The organism is Paeniglutamicibacter antarcticus (assembly GCF_039544305.1).
In the GTDB taxonomy this organism is placed as follows: Bacteria; Actinomycetota; Actinomycetes; order Actinomycetales; family Micrococcaceae; genus Paeniglutamicibacter; species Paeniglutamicibacter antarcticus_C.
Genome location: NZ_BAABLK010000028.1, coordinates 131722 through 154218 on the forward strand (window position 1 = coordinate 131722; position 22497 = coordinate 154218).

Genomic DNA, 22497 nt, shown 5'->3' on the forward strand with positions numbered 1-22497 from the left:
CCTAGTAGCCATGATTGATCTACTTCCTGCTGAAATCGCCGAAATCACCGGCGGGCGACCCACTGCAACGGTGGGCGCCGACACCTTGGTCCGCGGTGTCGACACCGACTCGCGTGCCTGCCAAACCGGTTGGCTCTTCGTTGCCAAACCCGGCGAAGCCTCCGACGGGCACCACTTCATCGATGCCGCCATTAAGCAAGGGGCCGTGCTGGCGCTTGCTGAGCGCGTAACCCATGCCCAGGACGGTACCGTCCACCCGGCGATCATCGTCCCTGACGCGGTTGATGCCATGGGACAGATCGCCGCGGCAATCGTCGGCCGGCTCAAGGCCTCCAACGGCCTGCGTGTCATCGGCATCACCGGATCAGCAGGCAAGACCACCACCAAGGACCTGCTTGCGGCGCTGCTGGCCGAACTCGGCCCGACCATCGCCCCGGTGGGTTCCTACAACGGGGAGGTCGGCGTCCCGCTGACGGTTTTCCGCGCAACGGAGCAAACCAAGTACCTCGTCGTTGAGATGGGTGCCACCGGCATCGGTCACATCACCTATCTCACCGACATGGTCCACCCCGAGGTCGGGGTCGTCCTGGGTGTGGGCTCGGCCCACGCCGGGGAATTCGGCGGCATCGAGAACATCGCCAAGGCCAAGGGCGAAATGGTCGAGGCGCTCGCGCCCACCGGGCTTGCGGTGCTCAACGGGGACGACACCCTGGTCCGCGCCATGAACACGCGCAGCAATGCCCCCGTTCGGTACTTCGGTGTCCAGCGTATGTCCGAGGACCGCGCCGGGGTGTGGGCCCGGGACCTGGACGTCGACGAATCCGGGCACCCGGTGTTCACGCTGGTTGCCTCCGACGGATCACTGCATCCCGTGCGCTCAGGGCTCATCGGCCGCCACCACGTGGCTAACCTCCTGGCCGCCGCGACGGTGGCCGAATACCTTGGGCTTGCCCCGGCACGTATTGCTTCGGTGCTACAGGGCTTGGGCCCCTCCAGCCGCTGGCGAATGGAACGGATCGAGCGCCCCGACGGCGTGAGCATCATCAACGACGCCTACAACGCGAACCCGGATTCAATGCGTGCCGCCCTCGTCACCCTGGCCGAACTTGGCATGCCCCAGGCCAACGGGGGAGCCCGGCGCACCTGGGCCGTGCTGGGCGAAATGCTTGAGCTCGGCGCGGACTCCATCCACGAACATGACCTGCTGGGCCGCGCCGCGGTCCGCATGAACATCAAGAAGCTCCTGGTCGTCGGTCGCGGCGCGAAGGCGGCATACAATTCAGCGGTGCTCGAAGGCAGCTGGGGGGACGAGGCGTACTACGCCGAGGATTCCAAAGCCGCGGCACGCATCCTGAAAGAACACCTGCTTCCGGGGGACATTGTGTTGTTCAAGTCCTCCAACGGCTCGGGCCTTCGGCTCTTGGGCGACCAAATTGCCGGAACCATCAGCGGGGCACCCGCCGCAAAGGAGGTAAGCGCACAGTGATTGCGTTAATCATCGGATCCGGCATCGCCTTGGTCTTCACAATGGTCGCCATGCCATTGTTCATCCGCCTGCTCACCCACCGGCAATACGGCCAGGTTGTCCGCGACGACGGGCCCACCAGCCACGCCACGAAATCGGGCACCCCCACTATGGGCGGGGTCGTGATCATCACCGCGGTCATCCTGAGCTACTTCGTCACCCATGGCGTGCTGGACATGATGGGCCGCCCCTCCGCGGGAGTGACCGCCAGCGGGGTGCTGCTGTTGCTGCTCTTCGCCGGAATGGGCCTTGTCGGCTTCCTGGACGACTTCATCAAGATCGCCAAGAAACGTTCCCTGGGCCTGCGGGCCTATCAAAAGATCGTGCTGCAGGCGGGTGTGGGAATCGCCTTTGCCGTGCTGGCACTGAACTTCCCCAACGACAACGGCCTGACCCCCGCCTCGACGGCGATCTCCTTCCTGCGCGACACCAACTTCGACCTGGCCTTCGCCGGGCCCATGGTGGGCCTGGTGCTCTTTGTGATCTGGTCAAACCTCATAGTCACCGCGACCACCAACGGGGTGAACCTCACCGACGGCTTGGACGGGCTGGCCACCGGCGCGGCCATCATGGTGTTCGGCGCCTACACGCTGATCGGGATCTGGCAGCAGAACCAGGCATGCGGCACTGACGTGGCAGCCAACGTCTGCTATACGGTCCGGGACCCGATGGACCTGGCATTGCTCGGTGCCATCCTCTCCGGGGCATTGATCGGATTCCTCTGGTGGAACGCCAAGCCGGCCAAGATCTTCATGGGAGACACCGGCTCGCTGGCCATCGGCGGAGCCGTTGCCGCGTTCGCGATCCTCTCGCGCACCGAGATCCTGCTTGTCGTGCTGGCCGGGCTGTTCGTGATGATCACGCTCTCGGTGATCATCCAGGTCGGGTTCTTCAAGCTCTCCGGCGGCAAGCGCGTCTTCAAGATGGCACCGCTACAGCACCACTTCGAGCTCTCCGGCTGGGCCGAGGAGAACGTCGTGGTCCGCTTCTGGATCCTTGGTGGCCTCTTCGTGGCCGGCGGCCTGGGGATCTTCTACTCCGAATGGGTTGTTGGACTGTGACACACACGAATCTTGACCACCTCACCCGCTGGGAATCCGACTGGGCGGGCCTTCGCGTCGTGGTGGCCGGCCTGGGGCTTTCGGGCTTTTCCGCAGCCGATACGTTGATCGAACTCGGTGCCAAGGTCGTGCTCATCGACGGCGCGGACAGTGAAGTGAACCGTTCCCGTGCCGACACCCTGAAGATCGTCGGGGCAGCCGATGTACTCCTGGGTGCCGACCACACCGATACATTGCCGCTCATTGACGGGCTTGCTCCGCAACTGCTCATTGCCTCACCGGGCTGGAACCCGCGCCAGCCGATGCTGGCCGCCGCGGCGGAAGCCGGCATCGAGATCTGGGGAGATATTGAACTTGCTTGGCGGGTCCGCGAAAAAGAGGGCCGCAAACTCGCCGAATGGGTGGTGATCACCGGGACCAACGGCAAGACCACCACCGTGGGGATGACCGAGTCGATCTTCCTTGCAGCGGGCCTTCGGGCGATCGCCGCCGGCAACGTGGGCACCCCGATCCTGGATGCCGTGAGGGACCCCGAGGGTTTCGATGTCATCGCCGTCGAGCTTTCCTCCTTCCAGCTGCACTTCACGCACAGCATCTCCCCGCTGGCCTCGGTGGTGCTGAACATCGCCGAGGACCACGTCGACTGGCACGGCGGATTTGAGAACTACAAGGCCGACAAGGCCAAGATCTACGAGCGCACCAAGGTCGCAGCCATCTACAACGCACAGGAGCCCGTGGTGGAGGCGATGGTCGAAGCGGCCGACGTGATCGAGGGTTGCAGGGCCATCGGCTTCACCACCGGTGTCCCGTCCCCCTCGATGGTCGGGGTCGTTGAGGATCTGCTGGTTGACCGGGCGTTCATCGAGGACCGAAGGAACTCGGCGGTAGAGCTGGTTGCCCTGGATCAAATCGGCGAGGTCGTGCCCAGGCACACGGCCGCCAACGCCGCGGCCGCCGCGGCCCTGGCCCGCGCCTACGGGGTCGAACCCGCCGCGGTTGCGGCGGGACTCTCCGATTTCGACTCCGGGGACCACCGCATCCAGGCTGTGGCCCGGCGCGAGGACATCTTGTGGATCAACGATTCCAAGGCCACCAACCCGCATGCGGCAAATGCGTCGCTTGGCGCGTTCTCCTCGGTCATATGGATCGCTGGGGGCCTATCCAAGGGCGTGTCCTATGACGAGTTGGTGGCGGCGAACGCCAAACGGCTCAAGGCCGTAATCGTCATCGGACTGGACAGCGCAGCGCTGCGTGAAGCCCTGGGGCGACACGCACCGCAAGTGCCGGTGATCATGGCTTCGGTGGGTGAAACTGAAGTGGATACAGCCACCGGCACGGTTGTCATGGCCCGCGCGGTGAACAAGGCAGCCGATGTTGCCCAAGCCGGGGACACGGTGCTCATGGCACCGGCAGCTGCCTCGATGGACCAGTTCTCCTCATACGCACAACGCGGCAATGCATTCATTGCAGCGGTTCGTGCGCTCATGGGGGAAGACAGCAAGGAATAAGGAGCAACCGTGAGCGGCAGATCCCGGACCCCACGCGGCGCTGGCGCCGAGTCCGGCGCCTCGGGCCCTACGCGCGGACGGCGCCACGAAGCGCGCGGTGTCTCGAAGTGGTTCGACCGCATCGAGGACCCCACCCTTCGTGGTGCCCAGATCAACTACTACGTGGTGCTTGGCGCCACGTTGGCATTGACCTTCATGGGCTTGATCATGGTGCTCTCCTCGTCCTCGGTCGAGGCGATCGCACGGAACAAGTCGGCCTTCGGCGACGTTTCAAAGCAGGGGCTCTGGGCCTTGGTCGGCGTCGCGTGCATGTTTGGCATGCAACTGGTTCCGCCCAAGACACTGAAGAAGCTCGCATGGCCGGCACTGGGGATCGCGGGGTTGCTGCTGATCGCGGTGCTGCTCTTCGGCAGGGAAATATACGGCAACAAGAACTGGATCCTCATCGGGCCGTTTTCCATCCAGCCCTCGGAGTTCGCCAAGGTAGCCCTGGCGCTGTGGGGCGCCTGGGTGGTCGAACGCAAAGCAAACCTGATGCACCAGTGGAAGCACGCAGTCATCCCGCTGTTGGTGCCCTTCGGGCTGTTGATCGTCGGACTGGTTCTACTGGGCCGGGACCTGGGAACGGCACTGATCCTGCTGTTGATCCTGGCAGTGGTCATGTTCGTCGGGGGAGCCAACGCCAAGATCTTCGCCCTTGCGGGGGTCTTGGGCCTGGTCGGGATCGTGTCGATGGTGTTGTTGGCACCGAACCGCATGGGACGCATCATGGCCTGGCTCTTTGACAAGTGCGGGGATCAACAGGATTTTTGCTACCAGGCGAAACAAGGCATCTATGCCTTGGCCTCCGGTGGCTGGCTGGGCGTCGGGCTGGGCCAATCCAGGCAGAAGTGGTCGCACATCCCCGAAGCGCAGAATGACTTCATCTTCGCGGTGCTCGGGGAGGAACTTGGCCTGCTGGGCACCCTGTTCGTCGTCGTGCTCTACGCGATGCTTGCCGTGGCCATGTACCGTATCGCGGTACGCACCGGGACGATCTTTGGCCGCGTGGCAGTCAGCGGCATCGTCGCGTGGATCATCGGCCAGGCCTTCATCAACATCGGGATGGTCACCGGCCTGTTGCCGGTCATCGGAGTCCCGCTGCCCTTCATCTCCTCCGGTGGCTCGGCGCTGCTTGCCACCTTCCTAGGAGTGGGAGTGGTACTGTGCTTTGCCCGGGAGCAGCGCGTTCGCCTGCAACCGGCCGGAGCGCCACGGGGGATCGCAGCACTGCTTGCCAAACGCCGTGGAACCCCCGAATCCCGCTAAGCCATCCGACCAGCCGAAAGTGGTACACCAATCCCCATGAATGACGCACTTCGAGTGGTTGTCGCCGGCGGTGGCACTGCCGGGCACATCAGCCCCATGATCGCCATCGCGGATGCCCTGCGCCAGGTGGAACCGGAGATCCGGATCACCGTGGTGGGAACACCCGACGGCCTGGAAGCCCGACTGGTTCCCGAAGCCGGCTACGAGCTAGCCACCATTGCCAAGGTGCCGATGCCTCGCCGGCCCTCGATGGACCTGCTCAAGCTGCCCTTCCGCTTCAGCGCCGCGCTCAAGGCAGCCGGGGCCATCCTTGATGGCACCGGTGCCCAGGCGGTGCTCGGGGTCGGGGGATACGTCTGCACCCCTGTCTACTTGGCGGCCAGGAAGCGCAAACTGCCGATCTTTGTCCACGAGGCCAACGCCCGGGCCGGGCTGGCGAACAAGGTCGGCGCACGGTTTGCCACCGGCGTCGGTGCTGCCTTCAGCACCACCGGGCTGCGCGGCGCCAAGGTGGTGGGCATGCCGATGCGAGGATTCGTGGCAAACATGGACCGCGCGGCCCAGCGCGGGCAGGCACGCGAGGCCCTGGGGTTCACCGAGGACGCACCAGCATTGGTGGTCACGGGAGGGTCCTCCGGGGCCGCATCGATCAACGCCACCATCGCCGCCGGATTCGAAAAGCTCGCCGGGGCCGGTGTCCAGGTGCTGCACATCACCGGCCGGGGCAAGGCGGTGCTCGATGCCAACGGAAACCCGCTTGCCGCGCCGGGGTACCGGCAGGTCGAGTACGTGGATTCCATGAACCAGGCCTACGCGGCGGCGGACTTGATGGTGGCCCGTTCCGGAGCCGGGACGGTCTGCGAGCTGGCAGTGGCCGGAACCCCCTCGGTGCTGGTGCCACTGCCCATCGGCAACGGGGAACAGCGGCTGAACGCAGCGGACCTTGTGGCTGCCGGGGGAGCGATGCTGGTGGAGGATGCCTTCTTCACCGCTGAGTACCTCACCGAAACGCTGCTCCCGCTGCTGAAGGACGCCGAGGCACTGACCGCGATGGGGCACGCGGCCAAGACACAGGGCAAGGCCGATGCTGCGGCAGCCATGGCGGAGATGATCCGCCATTCGCTGCGCGGGGCCACACCGCCACAGACCACGAACACGGGGAGCTAAGTCACATGCAGGAACTACACTCACTTCAAGACCTGGGCAACGTCCACCTTTTGGGCATCGGCGGCGTCGGGGTTTCCGCGGTGGCACGGCTCATGCTGGCCCGCGGTCTGGCCGTCTCGGGAACCGACGCCAAGGAACTGCCGGTACTCGATGACCTCCGTGCAGCCGGGGCGCGGATCGCGGTGGGCTATGCGGCGGAAAACCTCGGCGATGCCGAGACCGTGGTGATCTCATCGATCATCAAGGCCGGGAACCCGGAGTACGACGAAGCCGTGTCCCGCGGCCTGCGCATCCTGCACCGTTCCGAGGGCCTTGCCTCGACCATGGAGGGTCACCGGGTCATCGCCGTGGCTGGAACCCACGGCAAGACCACCACGACCTCGTTGATTGCCTACATGCTGCGCGCTGCCGGGATCTCCCCGACCTTCGCCGTCGGGGCGAACATCGTCTCCCTTGGCGTGAACGCCGAATACGGCCAGGGCCGGGTCTTTGTCGCCGAGGCCGACGAATCCGACGCGTCCTTCCTGAACTACCGTCCGGACGTCACGGTGATCACCAACATCGAGGCAGACCACCTGGACCACTACGGCAGCGTCGAGGCGGTGCACCAGGCATTTTACGAGTTTGCCTCGTTGCTGCCCGAATCAGGCCTGCTGATCTGCTGCGGCGATGACGCCGGCTCGCAGGCGCTGGCGGTGCGGATGCGCCGCGAGCGCCCGGACCTGCGCGTTCAGACCTACGGGTTCGCCGATGACGCGGACCGCCGGCTGACCGACCCGCACCCGCGCGGGAACCGCTTCGCCTGCTCCCTGGAATGGGGCAGCGGAGAGGAAGCCGAGCTGGAGATCGCCCTGCCGGGGAACCACAACCTGCTCAATGCCGCCGCGGGTTTCGCCGTGGGCCTGGACTGCGGGCTGGAGCCGGAGGTAGCAACCGCCGGCCTGGGCGCCTTCACCGGTGCCGCACGGCGCTTCGACTTCCGCGGCGAAGCCGCTGGGGTAAGGGTCTATGACGATTACGCCCACCACCCCACCGAGGTCCAAGCCGCCCTGCACGCAGCACGCGCGGTGGCCGGGGAGGGATCAGTGCATGTCTTGTTCCAGCCCCACCTGTTCTCCAGGACCCAGGAGCTCCACGCAGGCTTCGCCGCGGCGCTGTCCGAGGCCGATTCCGTGCACGTGCTGGAAATCTATCCCGCACGTGAATCACCGATCCCCGGGGTGACCAGTGAACTGGTAACCCGCGGGCTGACCACCGCAGGCGGGCTGGTGGGCCGGGACGAGGCCGCGGGAGTGCTGGCCGATGGCGCCAAGGCGGGAGACGTCATCATGACGATCGGTGCCGGCGACGTCACAGAGCAGGCCGAGAGGATCCTTGGGGTCCTGGAAGAACGCCAAGGCAGCTGATGGTTCCAGGTAAATCAGGGGGAAGCCCGGAATCCAACGTGTTGGACCTGCCCCAAGGCAAGGGCACCCGCACCAGGAAACGGTGGCTCATCGGTGGAGGCGTCGTTGCCGCCATGGTCATCGCGTTGGTGCTGGTGTTGACGTTTTCACCGATCCTGGCGATCAAGTCGATCGCCGTCTCGGGCAACACCCTAATCAGCGACAAGAAGATCGAGACTTCCCTGGAACCGTTGCTCGGTGTCCCGCTCTCACGGGTCGGAACGGGGAAGGTGATGGAACTGCTGGCCGGGGAGCCGGTGGTGAAGGACGCCATCGTGCAAACGGGGGAGGGCAACACGCTCGAAGTCCAGATCGTTGAATTCGTCCCTGTGGCGGTGCTGCTCGAGGACAAGAAGCGTTCTCTGGTGGGCCCGGACGGCCGGGTTCTGGCGAAACTGGGGAAGAAGGACAAGCCGGTGCTTCCCACGATCCGCTCCTCGGCGGTGACCAAGGATCCCCAGGTCTTTTCCATGCTCACCCGCGTTCTCTCGGAACTACCGGATAAGCTGTTGGCGAGCGTGGATCATGCAACGGCCACCAGCAAGGACTTTGTCGAGCTCAAGCTCGAGGACGGAACACTGGTGATTTGGGGAAACGACGAGCAGTCGGCACTCAAATCCGAGGTCCTGGCCGCACTTCTGGGGGCACCAAAGGACAAGGAGGCACCGGTCAAGGTGTACGACATTTCCAGTCCGCGACACCCGGTGGCCCGCTAATGCTCCGCCAATAGAAGAATTACGGAAAAAATCAACGACTAAGGGGCAACACGCTGCCTTGGTCGTTGCTTCTACGAACTACGAAACATAACGTTTTAACAGCGGTTGCTTGACATAACTATAACCTTCGAGTTGAGGGTTAACGTTGGTCCGGTTGAGCTTCCTCGGTCAGCAGCACATCGAACAAGGGAAACAGGACGTGGCAGCTCCACAGAACTACCTCGCCGTCATCAAGGTCGTCGGCATCGGCGGTGGTGGCGTCAACGCCGTCAACCGCATGATCGAAGTTGGCCTGCGAGGCGTCGAATTTATTGCAATCAATACCGATGCGCAGGCACTGCTCATGAGCGATGCCGACGTCAAGCTCGATGTGGGACGCGAACTCACCCGCGGACTCGGTGCCGGTGCCAACCCCGACGTTGGACGCCAGGCAGCGGAAGACCATGCCGAAGAGATCGAGGAAGTGCTTCGCGGGGCCGACATGGTCTTCGTGACAGCAGGTGAAGGCGGCGGTACCGGTACCGGTGGCGCACCGGTCATCGCCCGCATTGCCCGCGGACTCGGCGCGCTGACCATTGGGGTTGTCACGCGCCCGTTCACCTTCGAAGGCCGTCGCCGCGCCACCAGCGCCGACAACGGCATCGAGGCGCTGCGCGACGAGGTCGACACCCTTATCGTCATCCCGAACGACCGCCTGCTCTCGATTTCCGACCGCAACGTCTCGGTCCTGGATGCATTCCGCCAGGCCGACCAGGTGCTGCTCTCCGGCGTCCAAGGCATCACCGACCTGATCACCACCCCCGGCCTGATCAACCTCGACTTCGCCGATGTGAAGTCGGTGATGCAGGGCGCGGGTTCCGCGCTGATGGGCATCGGTTCGGCACGTGGCGAGGACCGTGCGGTCAAGGCCGCCGAGCTGGCCATCGCCTCGCCGTTGCTCGAGGCCTCCATCGACGGTGCACACGGGGTGCTGCTATCCATTCAGGGCGGCTCGGACCTCGGCTTGTTCGAGATCAACGAGGCGGCACGCCTCGTCCAGGAAGTCGCCCACCCAGAAGCCAACATCATCTTCGGCGCCGTCATCGACGACGCCCTGGGCGACGAGGCGCGGGTTACGGTGATCGCTGCCGGCTTCGACCAGGTCGATGCAACCAGTGCCGCACCGGCGCCGGTACAGGTGCCGCGCTCGGTATCGTCTTCGGCGCCCGCGGCACCCGCTGTTGCCCCGGCGACCCCCGCCGCCGCTCCACGGCAAGAGGCCCATGCGGCACTGGCCACCGCGGAGCCGGGCTTCGAGGAACTTCCCGCCATCGTTGAGCCCGACCTTTCGGCCGCGAACGACGACCTGGATGTTCCGGACTTCCTCAAATAAACCAGGGAAAACCGGAAAGGGATCCTTCAAGGCCAACCATGCTGCGATACGAATCGATGCTGGCTCCCGGCGTGCATATTGCTTTCACGTCGGTTGCCGAAGGAAACCTTGCCATCCACGTTCCGGATGATCGAGAAGCCGTGCTGCTGCGGCGTCGCGATCTGGAACGGGACCTGGGCCTGGGGCAGAAGCGGTTCAGGTACATGAACCAAGTCCACTCGGCCACCGTGCTCGATGCCCCCGACGGGACATCGGAGGTATCGGTCCCTACCTGCGACGCCCTGGTCTCGGCCGATGCCGGGCAGCCGCTGGCCGTCATGGTCGCGGACTGCGTCCCGGTCGTCCTTGCAGGGACCGGGGCAAACGGGACGACCAGTGCCGTTGCCCATGCCGGGCGGCGCGGCCTGCTCGACGGGATCCTGGCTTCCACCGTCGAACGCATGCGTGCTGCCGGGGCCAACGCCCTGGAAGCATGGATCGGTCCAGCGATCTGCGCGCGGTGCTACGAAGTTCCGCGGGGCATGGCCCAGGAGGCCGGGCAACAACGCCCGGGCATCGTATCGAAAACCCGCCAGGGGACCACGGGACTCGATCTGCCGGGAGCCGCAGCCCGGGAACTCCGGGACTTCGGCGTGACGGTCACCGAATCTGGGACCTGCACCTTGGAGCAGGATGAATACTTCTCCTATCGCAGGAACCCTGACACCGGCCGCTTGGCCGGGCTCATCTGGAAGACCCCGGGCAACGCCTGAATGGTGTTTGCACCGGCGCAACCTTGCCCCACGGGCGACACACCGCCGCAAACGCGCCGATGTCCTCCGGCACCGCCAAATGGTGCTGTAGCGTCGAGTTAGCGGAGAGACTTGCGGTGCGGTAGACCACCGACCGCGCACCATCAAAAGGAGAAGACCATGGCTGGCGCACTGCGCAAGACAATGATCTACCTGGGACTCGCCGAAGGCGACGAGAACTTCGAGGCCGATAAGCAAGACATCGTAGCGCGTGAAGACGTGCGAGTTGTCGAGCCCGTCCGTGAAGATCCGGTCGCCGCAAAGCCTGCCCCGGTAGCACCAGTGGCAGCACGTCCTGTCATCGACAACGAATACCGGGCTCCGGTAACACCCATCAAGCGCGCACCTTCAGCACGGGACGAGGACTCTTCATTGCGTCAGATCACCACCGTTCATCCACGTTCCTACAATGACGCAAAAATCATTGGCGAGAACTTCCGTGATGGCATCCCCGTCATCATGAACGTCACGGACATGGGCGAAGGTGACGCCAAACGCCTGGTTGACTTCTCCGCCGGGCTGGTCTTTGCCCTGCATGGCAGCATCGAGCGCGTCACCAACAAGGTGTTCCTCCTGTCACCTTCGAGCGTCGAGGTCCTGGGCGAGGACAAGACACAGTCCGAAGACCAGGCCACGTTCTTCAACCAGAGCTAAGTTCGAGGGTTCGAAAGCATAGTGGAGCTTATATTCGCACTTCTGTACGTGGTGCTGACGGTGCTGCAGATCATGCTGCTCTTGCGCATAGTGCTCGATATCACTGAGTCGTTTGCGCGCTCTTGGCGTCCGCGAGGCATGGCATTGGTTGCGGTGTCAATGATCGCCAAGACCACGGATCCGCCGATGCGCTGGCTGCGGTCACGCATAAAACCCCTCGATTTCGGGGGAATACGCCTGGATTTGGCGTTCATCATATTGTTCCTCGCGGTGATTGTCCTTAAGATTGTTGTGAACAACCTGGGCATGTCCGTGATGTAGCGAAAGTCCTTGAAAAAGGCATGCAGTAGGCCGCGACTTGGCTCAAGGCACGGGAATCTCGCAAAGACCCACCGTTGCCTTTAGCCTTTACCGGTTCAGTCGTTATAGTGTTGTCACAGTAGGCGCAACGGCTGCATCGGGTTGCGCGCCAGCAAACGGTAAGTGTACTCGGACCGCACATCAGCGGATTCGAGGAAAGAACCAAGTATTGAGGTGACCAGATGGCTCTCACGCCAGAAGATGTAGTCAACAAGCGATTCCAGCCCACGAAGTTTCGTGAAGGCTACGATCAGGATGAGGTTGACGATTTCCTAGACGAGATCGTTGTCGAGCTACGTCGTCTGACGCAGGAGAACGACGAACTGCGTCGCCGCCTGTCGGACGCGGGCGGCAGCGAAGGTGAGCAGGTCATACCGGCTCCCGTGGCAGCTGCACCAGCGGCCAAGGCGGCAGAGACCGAGAAGCCCAAGGACGTCAAGGCGCCCGAGGTCAAGAAGGACGAGCCCAAGGCAGCCGAAGCACCCAAGGTCGCGGAAGCACCCAAGGCAGCCGCACCGGCAGCCCCGGCAGCAGCAGCTGCCCCGGCCTCGGCAACGGAATCGGCAGCCGGCGTTCTCGCGATGGCCCAGCGCCTGCACGACGAGTACGTTTCCGCGGGCGTTGAACAGCGCGACAAGATCATCGCCGAAGCCCAGCTCGAGGCCACCAGCCTCGTGACCGAGGCCGAGGAGAAGAGCCGCAAGACCCTTTCAGCCCTGGAACAGCAGAAAACCGTTCTGGAGCGCAAGGTGGAGCAGCTTCGCGGCTTTGAGCGCGACTACCGTGCACGCCTGAAGACCTACATCGAAGGCCAGCTGCGTGACCTGGAAGCCAAGGGCTCCCTGGACACCGCAGAAGCCAAGGACAACGGCTAATCTGCTGAATCACTCGCCTGGCAAAATGATGGCTTAAGATTGTTGGCGGTCGGTTTTCCGACCGCCAACAATGCGTTAAAGGACATGATGGAAAACAGCTCTGTACCACCGGCGCCGCGTGCTGCCGGGAAGACCCCGGCAGCACGCGCAACCCGTAGGCACCTGGTGCTGGCCACCAGCACCCTGGCGGTGGTGGCGCTGATCCTTGACCAATTCACCAAGCGCATTGTCGAATCCACCATGCACGAAGGCCAAGTCATAGATGTCTTCGCGCCGTTGCTGCGCTGGTACTTCATCAAGAACTCCGGTGCCGCATTCTCCATGGGGGAAAGCGTCACCTGGATATTCACCATCATCCAAGCAGCAGTGCTTATCTACGTCGCGGTCTTCTTGGTACACAAGGTCAGGGTCTGGCCCTGGGCGCTGGCATTGGGCGCACTGATGGGCGGGGTTGCCGGCAACCTCACCGACAGGCTTTTCCGCCCGCCGTCCTTCGGCCACGGCCACGTGGTTGACTTCATCGCCCTGCCGAACTTCGCGATCTTCAACGTCGCGGACATGTTCATCGTCTGCGCGATGATCGGGATTTGCCTGCTGCTATTCACGGGTCGCGAACTGGACGGCAGCAAGTCCCCGGCCAAGAAGAAATCCGGACGCCAGGACCCGAGCGAACCACAGGGCGAGCAGTGAACAGCGAACGCACTGAATCCCTGCCTGTCACCCAGGACGAATCCGGAACGCGTGTTGATGTATTTCTGGCCCAGCGGCTGGGCATTTCCCGGGCACTGGCCGCAACGCTTTGCACCGAAGGCAACGTGACGACCGCCGGCAAGGCGTTGGGAAAGTCACGCAAGGTTTCTTCCGGAGAAATCATCGAAGCCTTTATGCCGGTTCGTCCGGACCCACTAGAAATCAGGGTAGAACTCGTGGAAGACCTCAAGATCATTGCTGACGAAGATGACTACGTCGTCATTGACAAGCCCGTAGGCGTCGCAGCACACCCCTCGCCGGGGTGGGTCGGTCCCACGGTGGTTGGGGCACTTGCCGCCGAAGGGTTCCGGATTTCAACCTCGGGCTCCGCAGAGCGCCAAGGCATCGTCCACCGCCTGGACGTGGGTACCAGCGGCCTGATGGTCGTGGCGAAGTCCGAACGCGCCTACACGGCGCTGAAGCGGGCCTTCAAGGAACGTACCCCGAAGAAGATCTACCACGCGGTGGTCCAGGGCCTGCCGGACCCGCTCGAGGGCACCATCGATGCACCGTTGGGCCGGCACCCGGGCCATGACTGGAAATTCGCCGTCATCGAGGACGGCCGCCCATCGGTGACCCACTACAAGGTGCTGGAGGCCTTTGGCCGGGCCTCGCTGGTGGAAGTCACACTGGAGACGGGACGCACCCACCAGATCCGTGTGCACTTCTCCGCACTTCGCCACCCCTGCGCAGGGGACCAGACCTATGGGGCGGACCCGAAACTTGCTTCCGCACTGGGGCTGACCAGGCAATGGCTTCACGCCCAACGGCTGGGCTTCTTCCACCCGGTGACCGGGGAATGGGTCGAGTACACCAGTGAATACCCGTTGGACCTGAGCAGCGCGCTGGAAATGCTGCGCGAGGGCGACTTCTAGTACCTTTTGCCAAGCCTGCGCAGCGCCGCCGGGTACCGATGTTCACATCGCTCCGAGGTGGTGGGCACCGCTTGACCCGAAGGCCTAGACTGGATCGGTGGCTAGCTCTAATCGCGATGGATTCGTACACCTTCACACGCACACCGAATACTCTATGCTCGACGGTGCTGCTCGACTGACAGAACTCTTTGAAGAGACCAACCGGCTGGGCATGACCGCCCTGGCCACCACCGACCACGGGTATCTCTTCGGGGCCTTCGACTTCTGGAACAAGGCGACCCAGGCCGGGGTCAAGCCGATCATCGGCATCGAGGCCTACGTGACTCCGGGCACCGCCCGCAACGACAAGACGCGTGTGAAATGGCGGACCGAGGAAAGCCAGAAGCGCGACGACGTCTCCGGCGGTGGTCTCTACACGCACATGACGTTGCTCAGCTACAACAACACCGGCATGAAGAACCTTTTCAAGGCCTCCTCCATCGCCTCCCTGGACTCCGTTTTCGGCAAATACCCGCGCCTGGACCGCGACTTGCTCAATACTTACCACGAGGGGATCATCGCCACCACTGGCTGCCCCTCCGGTGAGATCCAGACCAAGCTGCGCTTGGGCCAGTACAACGAGGCCAAGGCCGCGGCCGCTGAGTTCCAGGATCTCTTTGGGAAGGAAAACTACTTCTGTGAAATCATGGACCACGGCCTGGACATCGAACGCCGCGTGATCCAGGACCTCAGGCGGCTTGCCAAGGAACTTGATATCCCGCTGCTGGCCACCAACGACCTGCACTACACCCACGAACACGATGCCAAGGCCCACGAGGCACTTCTGGCCATCAACTCCGGTTCCACGTTGGATGAGCCGACCTATGACCAAGGAGGCTCGCGCTTCGCGTTCTCGGGCTCCGGCTACTACCTCAAGAGCCCCGCCGAAATGCGCCATCTCTTCCGGGAAATGCCCGAGGCCTGTGACAACACCTTGCTGATCGCCGAACGTGCCGAGGTCTCCTTCGACACCAGCGCCAACTACATGCCACGCTTCCCCTGCCCTCCGGGGGAGGACGAGACCAGCTGGATGATCAAGGAAGTCGACACCGGGCTGCACTACCGCTACCCCAACGGGATCCCGGACGACGTCCGGCGCCAGGCCGACTATGAACTCGACGTCATCATCAAGATGGGCTTCCCGGGATACTTCCTGGTCGTTGCCGACTTCATCAACTGGTCCAAGGACAACGGCATCCGGGTGGGACCGGGCCGTGGTTCAGGTGCAGGATCCATGGTGGCCTACGCCATGCGAATCACCGACCTGGACCCGCTGCTGCATGGGCTGATCTTCGAGCGTTTCCTGAACCCCGAACGTGTCTCCATGCCCGACTTCGACGTCGACTTCGATGATCGTCGCCGCTCGGAAGTGATCAGGTACGTCACTGACAAATATGGTGACGAGCGCGTGTCGATGATCGTGACCTACGGATCGATCAAGACCAAGCAGGCGCTGAAGGACTCTTCGCGCGTGCTGGGCTACCCGTTCTCCATGGGCGAGCAGCTGACCAAGGCGCTTCCGCCGGCCGTGATGGCCAAGGACATCCCGCTCAACGACATCGAGGACCCCAAGTCCAAGAGGTACTCCGAAGCAGGGGACTTCCGCCAGCTGGTGGCCACCGACCCCGAGGCGGCACGTGTCTTCGAGACCGCCAAGGGGATCGAGGGGCTCAAACGCCAATGGGGCGTGCACGCGGCCGGGGTGATCATGAGCTCGGACCCGATCATCGATGTCATCCCGATCATGCGGCGTTTCCAGGACGGGCAGGTCATCACCCAATTCGACTACCCGACCTGTGAGGGGCTCGGGTTGATCAAGATGGACTTCCTGGGGTTGCGCAACCTCACCATCATCTCTGACGCGCTGGAAAACATGAAGTACAACCAGGACGTCGACCTGAACCTGGAAACGCTGCCGCTTGAAGACCAAGCGGCCTACGAGTTGATGGCCCGCGGCGACACCCTGGGCGTGTTCCAACTTGATGGCGGGCCCATGCGCTCGCTGCTCAAGCTCATGCGCCCGGATAACTTTGAAGACATCTCCGCCGTGCTGGCGCTCTATCGCCCGGGCCCCATGGGCGCCAACGCACACAACAACTATGCGCTGCGCAAGAACAAGCTCCAGGACGTCACCCCTATCCACCCTTCACTTGAGGAACCGCTCGAGCAGATCCTTGGTGGGACCTACGGGCTGATCGTGTACCAGGAGCAGGTCATGGCGATCGCGCAAAAACTGGCCGGCTACTCGCTGGGCCAGGCTGATATCCTGCGCCGTGCGATGGGCAAGAAGAAGAAATCCGAGCTGGACAAGCAGTTCGCTGGCTTCTCCCAGGGCATGATCGACAACGGCTACACCATGGAAGCGGTGCAGACCCTATGGGACATCCTGCTGCCGTTCTCCGACTACGCCTTCAACAAGGCGCACTCTGCCGCCTACGGGGTCATCTCCTTTTGGACCGCGTACCTCAAGGCGCACTATCCGGCCGAATACATGGCAGCGCTGCTCACCTCCGTGGCGGATGACAAGGACAAGCTCGCCATGTATCTCAATGAATGCCGCCACATGGGCATCACAGTGCTGCCACCGGATGTGAACGAATCGGCACTGAACTTCACCCCGGTGGGAACCGACATCCGCTTCGGCATGGGAGCCATCCGTAACGTGGGAACCAACGTGGTCAACGCCATGGTGGAATCCCGCAAGGAAAAGGGCAACTTCGAAAACTTCGCCGACTTCCTGCAAAAGGTGCCGGCGGTTGTCTGCAACAAGCGCACCATCGAATCCCTAATCAAGGCCGGCGCCTTCGATACCATGGGCCATGCCCGCAGGGCACTGGTGGCGGTCCACGAAGAAGCCGTCGACTCGGTCATCGCCGTCAAGCGCAACGAGGCGGCGAACCAGTTCGACCTCTTCAGCGCGTTCGACGACCCCACGGCGGCCGCGGGCATGACCGTCGCGGTGCCTGACATGCCGGATTGGGAGAAGAAGGACAAGCTCGCCTTCGAACGCGACATGCTGGGGCTTTACGTCTCGGATCACCCGCTCAAGGGCCTGGGCGGGTTGCTCGAGCAGAACGCGGACCTCACCGTCACCCAGGTGCTTTCCGAGGACGGTCCGCAGGATGGACACACCGTGACCATCTGCGGGATGATCACCTCCTTGCAACGCAGGATCGCGAAGAAGAGCGGCAACCCGTACGCCAGATGCGAGATCGAAGACCTTTCCGGATCCATGGAAACCATGTTTTTCGGCAACGCCTACGCCCCGATCGCCAATGTGCTAGCCGAGGACCTCATCGTCGTGGTTAAGGGCAGGGTCCAGCGTCGCGACGACGGCTCGATCACCCTCAACGCCCAGGAACTCACCGTTCCGGAAATCAGCGAGGACGGTGAAGGCGGTCCGGTGGTCATTTCCATGGCTAACCACAAGGCCACGGAGGAAGTGATCTCCGCACTGGGTGATGTCTTGCGTGTACACCAGGGAACCACGGAGGTCCGGGTGAAACTCAACAGCACCCGCGGTGTCTCGCTGATGCGCCTCGGCATGGAATACCGGGTCAACCCGAATTCGGCGCTCTTCGGTGACTTGAAAGTGCTTTTGGGATCCACCTGCCTCGACGGCTAAGCCCCCAAGCCCAAAGTGTATTCGGTTGGTGGGAATGCCTGTTGGCTGGATCGGGCATCCGTGGGACAGATGTCCGACCCCGCACTTGCCGGCAGTAGAGGTGATGCCCAAGGGATCGGTCCGGAGGCAGGAGCCGGTGATTGAAGCTATGGTTCGGATCGGCTTGAAACCGATCCGAGGGCCTTGGGCCGGGGCCACACCAACGGGTGAGCAGCCCCCAATCCCACGACCGAAGTTAGTCAAAAAGCGTTAGAATCATGGGGTTGCTTCCCACTCCCGAATTAACGAGCCCATGACTCCCCAGATGATCCTTGCCCGCAAAAAACCCCGTTTCGGCCTGCCCTGGCTGGCGATCATCCTGGGGCTGGTCACCATCGTCTTTGCCGGCCTGGGTTACAAGGCGGTCACCGCGGCACCGACGTCAGCTGTCGAGGTCGTCGTGGAGGGCCAGAACCCCTGGAATATTTCACAGGCAACGGTTGACGCGGTCATCACCGAACCCATCAAAGCATGGAAACCACTGCGGATCCTGGTGACCGACCGACTGCTGAGCTATGACGAGCTCTACGGCCAAGTCGACCCTGGGGCCGACGTCATCTTGAGCACTGACATTGTCCAGGACACCCAAAACATCGAGCGTGAAGAGCGGTTCGACGGGGCCGGAATCTACCCTGCCCACCCCAGCAGCGAGAAGAACCGCAAGAACAGCTTTGCCGTCCACCGGGCCTACACCGACAATCTGGGCCTGGGACACGGTCCGAAGGCGGTCGCTGCAGCCGCCACACGGGCGGCACAGGTACTGGACAACGGACCGGTCCGGGCACAACTGTTTTGGTTGGCCGGTACCACGCTTGGTTTGCTGCTGACCATTCTCTCCTTCGCTTTCTCGCTCTCCAGGCGCAACCGCCGCGAATCGCTCTATCGTCGCCTGACCGGTGCGCAACGCCAACTGGCGGGTGTGGTGTTGGAACTCGAGGCGCTTGAGGTGACCTACCGTGCCACCGCGGAGTCAAAAAGAACGATTGGCTTCACTGCCACCTGGAACTTGATCAACAGTGCTTCGTTGGATTTGGCACGCACCGAGGATGCGGTGATCAATGCCGTCTACAATCCCAAGACCTCCCTGAGGAAGGAAACCGCCGCGCTCGTTTCGCGCTTCGAACTCCAGGCGAAACGGCTGGTGGCAAAGGCCGAGGCCCTTCTCGGGGCCGGTTCGGTGCTCGGACGGCTTGCCGGAAGCCAACGGGTACTGGACAGGTTGGCCGGCCCGGTCACCTTCGCCACACGGGAACTGCTCGCCAGGTTGCATGCAGCCCCGCTGGATGCGGTGCCGGAGGGAAGCATCCACAGACTGGAGAATGCCTTGGGTGCCTTGCTTGGCACGGTGGCCAAGAAACAGGACACGGCAGCCGTCGTGGCCGAATGGGAACAATCCGAACGCGAGTTGCGGCGCAGCGCCACCGAGATCTGCAACGCCCTGCGCCGAAGCCGAAAGGGACGGGTCCGGGGAACATCGCGGGGACGCGAGGACTTGGCATCGCTCCGCGCGGGGCTGGGTTTGCCCTCCTCCGGTTCGAAGCAGGTCCTCCAGATCCTGGACGACGCCAACGCATCGGCCAGGGCGCTATTTGGCCCGGTGCCAGGTTCCAAGGAATCCGGGCAAACTCCGGCAGCCCAGCATCGTTGGAAAGGGTGGGCACCTCTTCGCATCCGCCGCGGCGGGTGGGTCTTCATCGGTGTCATGATCGCAGTCTCCTCCTTAATGGTCAGTGGTGCAGTCAGCGAACAGCTCACTGCGCGACCGGCATGGAGTCTTCATGGAGATCAGCCCCTGCACTCGTTGAGCTTTGACGGAGACACCCAAGCCCTCGATGAATCCGCGATCCGCACCCAGGTGAAAGATCGGTTCAGCCAGGACGTGGATGTCACGGTAGCCGTGCGCAGCGCTGAGGAATACCTTGGATTGCCGAGGGAAAGGGACAGCTTCTCGCAAGAAGTCCTCCAGGAGCAGGACCCCACTGCCTTGCCCAGCGCCCTATGGAGGCTCAAGGGCGAGTTTCCCCACCTCGTCGACCAGTCCACCGGAGAGCTGCTGGCTGGGCATGCCATCATTCCGGTCTGGCAGTTCGACAGCGGTGTGGTGACGATCCCGAGCCTTATCACCGGCGAAGTATCCCTGGGGGAAAACCTGAGATTGGTCAGCACCACATGGACCTACGGAAGCTACCAAGTAGCGAAGTACGGCGAATACGCGATCACCGACGCCATTGACGACCTGTCCCGGGGGTTGCAAGGCAACGGATTCATTGCACCGGATATCAATGGGAGACTGCTGTTCTGGCTCCTTGCCTCATCCATCGCGTTGGCCCTGGTCGTCCTGGTCCAGATCTTCATCTATGGCGGGGCGGTATCGATGAAACTTGGCCGATTCGGGCGCAACTCCTCCGCCTTGCGCAGGGTGCGCAAGGACCTGGATGCCTTGACCTTGGGCTTGGACGAGTCCCGGCTCAACACCGTTGCCGTTCTAGGGCCAGGCTTGGCGTCGACCAATGCAGAAGCGGATCAGCGAATCTTTGAACGTGCCCTGGCAGTGGCGTGGAGGATGGCCGACGACCTGGCAGCCCGCCCGCTATCACAGCGCCTCGTTGCCAATTACGTGTCGGAGATCGAGAAGCTGGCGGTGTTGGTCTCAACGTTGGGAATCCGGGACTCAGATGCCCAAGGCCGTACCGACGAATTGATGGAGGCAACCCTCAGACAGGCAATGGCCATGTGATTGCGCCAATGGGAGCCAGTGCCCATTGAGGGCAAACCCGGATTCCGGGGTTCCACGGCCCGGCTTTTATCCAGAAGTATTGGACCCGGCTTATTGGCTGGCCAGACGGTTTCAGCACGACTCTTTCGATTTCCTCCCGCATCCCGTGCCGCCCACCGGTGATCGTTTTTGCCATGTGGAATGGTGCAACTGGACTGGTGCATTACGTCGCACACCGCGTATGTGGCAGAAGCGTCCGGATGGTTTGCGTGCCCGCGATAAACTGGGGCGGTGACCAGCAACGTACGCCCCCAGACCTTTTCCGCACTCCAGGACCTCGACCTGCGAGGTGCAGCACTCGACCACGCGAGTCTCAAGGCAGTGCTCCCGCGTCCCGAACTGAACTTTGCCACTGCCGCGGAAGTCGTCGAATCAATCATCCATCGCGTACGCACCGAAGGGTTCGCCGCACTGTCGGAGCTGGCCGAAAAATTCGACGGCGTGCAGCAATCCCACACCCGGGTTCCGGTACATGAGATGGAGCGCGCGCTGGAGGAACTGGACCCAAGGGTCCGGGCAGGCCTGGAGGAGTCCATCACCCGCGCACAAGCCTTTGCCGCGGCCCAGGTACCGGGTGAAACGCGGGTTCGGTATGGAACCGGTGCCACGGTGACCCAGCGCTGGGTTCCGGTGCGCAGGGTGGGGCTCTACGTGCCCGGCGGATTGGCCGTGTACCCCAGCTCCGTAATCATGAATGCGGTCCCCGCGCTGGCTGCCGGAGTCGTTTCGCTAGCGATTGCCTCGCCACCGCAAAAGGAATTCGGTGGACTGCCGCACCCCACGATCCTTGCCGCGGCCCGCCTGTTGGGCGTCGAGGAAGTCCACGCAATCGGCGGGGCCCAGGCCATCGCCGCCTTCGCCTACGGGGTTCCCGCAACAGGGACCATGGACCCGGCACTGGCCATCGAGCCGGTTGACGTGGTCACCGGTCCCGGAAACCTCTTCGTGGCTACTGCCAAACGCCTGGTCAAGGGCGTGGTCGGAATCGACGCTGAAGCGGGACCGACGGAGATCGCGATCCTCGCGGACTCCACCGCAAACCCTGACTTCGTTGCAGCGGACATGATTTCCCAGGCGGAACACGACCCTAACGCGGCCGCGGTACTGGTCACCGATTCCCCCGAGCTCGCGGACGCAGTGCGCGCGGCGCTCGAAGAGCAATGCGCCAGAACTAAGCACTCGGAGCGGGTTCGTACCGCCTTGGGCGGCAACCAATCGGCCATCATCCTGGTGCAGGACACTGCGGCGGGAATCGCCGTGTGCAATGTGTATGCCGCAGAGCACCTGGAAATCCACACGGCCAACGCAGGTGCCGACGCTTCGGCGATCACTGCTGCAGGCGCCGTGTTCGTGGGCCCGAACTCCCCGGTGAGCCTCGGAGACTACTGCGCAGGTTCCAACCACGTCCTGCCGACCAGCGGCACCGCGGCCTTCGCTTCCGGCCTGAACGTCAATACCTTTCTCAAGGCCATACAGGTCATCGACTACGACCGCGCAGCACTCTGCGCCGTGGCACCGCACGTGATTGCGCTGGCCAACGCCGAGGACCTGCCGGCGCACGGTGACGCAGTGGCCGTCCGTTTCCCTTAGCGGGTGGAGGCCACCGTTTGC

17 protein-coding genes are annotated in these 22497 nt (G+C 63.2%); all 17 read left to right on the forward strand.

Annotation, left to right across the window (positions count from 1 at the left end; all coding sequences use genetic code 11):
* Positions 1–10 precede the first annotated feature (10 nt).
* The 17 genes from ABEA12_RS09605 (at position 11) to hisD (ending at position 22476) form a co-directional block, all read left to right on the forward strand.
* A complete protein-coding gene (locus ABEA12_RS09605; protein ID WP_210101189.1) occupies positions 11–1486 on the forward strand; it encodes a UDP-N-acetylmuramoyl-tripeptide--D-alanyl-D-alanine ligase in 1476 nt (491 codons plus the stop codon).
* Positions 1483–2586 carry a phospho-N-acetylmuramoyl-pentapeptide-transferase gene (mraY, locus tag ABEA12_RS09610; protein WP_210101188.1) on the forward strand — a complete coding sequence of 368 codons (1104 nt, stop codon included), beginning with the start codon at positions 1483–1485 and terminating at the stop codon, positions 2584–2586. Before ABEA12_RS09605 ends, mraY begins: the two co-directional genes overlap by 4 nt.
* The gene (murD, locus tag ABEA12_RS09615) at positions 2568–4094 is read left to right on the forward strand and encodes a UDP-N-acetylmuramoyl-L-alanine--D-glutamate ligase (RefSeq protein ID WP_210101187.1); all 1527 of its coding nucleotides are present in this window, start codon (positions 2568–2570) and stop codon (positions 4092–4094) included. Before mraY ends, murD begins: the two co-directional genes overlap by 19 nt.
* Positions 4095–4103: 9 nt before the next feature.
* Positions 4104–5402 (forward strand): putative lipid II flippase FtsW, encoded by a 1299-nt coding sequence (gene ftsW, locus ABEA12_RS09620; RefSeq protein WP_210101186.1) that lies wholly within the window; start codon positions 4104–4106, stop codon positions 5400–5402.
* Between the two features lie 36 nt (positions 5403–5438).
* A complete protein-coding gene (gene murG, locus ABEA12_RS09625) occupies positions 5439–6569 on the forward strand; it encodes an undecaprenyldiphospho-muramoylpentapeptide beta-N-acetylglucosaminyltransferase (RefSeq protein WP_210101185.1) in 1131 nt (376 codons plus the stop codon).
* Between the two features lie 5 nt (positions 6570–6574).
* Positions 6575–7975: a UDP-N-acetylmuramate--L-alanine ligase gene (murC, locus tag ABEA12_RS09630; protein ID WP_210101184.1), complete on the forward strand. Its 1401-nt coding sequence runs from the start codon at positions 6575–6577 to the stop codon at positions 7973–7975.
* A complete protein-coding gene (locus tag ABEA12_RS09635; protein WP_210101183.1) occupies positions 7975–8730 on the forward strand; it encodes a cell division protein FtsQ/DivIB in 756 nt (251 codons plus the stop codon). Before murC ends, ABEA12_RS09635 begins: the two co-directional genes overlap by 1 nt.
* Positions 8731–8929: 199 nt before the next feature.
* Positions 8930–10102, forward strand: a complete 1173-nt coding sequence (gene ftsZ, locus ABEA12_RS09640) for a cell division protein FtsZ (protein ID WP_210101182.1) — start codon at positions 8930–8932, stop codon at positions 10100–10102.
* A gap of 38 nt (positions 10103–10140) precedes the next feature.
* Positions 10141–10854 carry a purine nucleoside phosphorylase YfiH/LACC1 family protein gene (locus tag ABEA12_RS09645; RefSeq protein WP_210101181.1) on the forward strand — a complete coding sequence of 238 codons (714 nt, stop codon included), beginning with the start codon at positions 10141–10143 and terminating at the stop codon, positions 10852–10854.
* Between the two features lie 159 nt (positions 10855–11013).
* Complete coding sequence (locus ABEA12_RS09650; RefSeq protein ID WP_210101180.1) at positions 11014–11547, forward strand: cell division protein SepF; 534 nt, start codon at positions 11014–11016, stop codon at positions 11545–11547.
* Positions 11548–11568: 21 nt separating this feature from the next.
* Positions 11569–11868: a YggT family protein gene (locus tag ABEA12_RS09655; protein ID WP_210101179.1), complete on the forward strand. Its 300-nt coding sequence runs from the start codon at positions 11569–11571 to the stop codon at positions 11866–11868.
* A 221-nt stretch (positions 11869–12089) separates the two neighbouring features.
* Entirely contained in the window at positions 12090–12782 is a 693-nt protein-coding gene (locus ABEA12_RS09660) for a DivIVA domain-containing protein (protein WP_210101178.1), read from the forward strand.
* 87 nt (positions 12783–12869) lie between these two features.
* Positions 12870–13472 (forward strand): signal peptidase II, encoded by a 603-nt coding sequence (lspA, locus tag ABEA12_RS09665; protein ID WP_210102587.1) that lies wholly within the window; start codon positions 12870–12872, stop codon positions 13470–13472.
* A complete protein-coding gene (locus ABEA12_RS09670) occupies positions 13469–14407 on the forward strand; it encodes an RluA family pseudouridine synthase (RefSeq protein ID WP_210101177.1) in 939 nt (312 codons plus the stop codon). Before lspA ends, ABEA12_RS09670 begins: the two co-directional genes overlap by 4 nt.
* A gap of 97 nt (positions 14408–14504) precedes the next feature.
* A complete protein-coding gene (dnaE, locus tag ABEA12_RS09675; RefSeq protein WP_210101176.1) occupies positions 14505–18071 on the forward strand; it encodes a DNA polymerase III subunit alpha in 3567 nt (1188 codons plus the stop codon).
* A gap of 292 nt (positions 18072–18363) precedes the next feature.
* Positions 18364–20847 carry a hypothetical protein gene (locus ABEA12_RS09680; RefSeq protein WP_210101175.1) on the forward strand — a complete coding sequence of 828 codons (2484 nt, stop codon included), beginning with the start codon at positions 18364–18366 and terminating at the stop codon, positions 20845–20847.
* A gap of 270 nt (positions 20848–21117) precedes the next feature.
* Positions 21118–22476 (forward strand): histidinol dehydrogenase, encoded by a 1359-nt coding sequence (gene hisD, locus ABEA12_RS09685; RefSeq protein ID WP_210101174.1) that lies wholly within the window; start codon positions 21118–21120, stop codon positions 22474–22476.
* Positions 22477–22497: the final 21 nt, after the last annotated feature.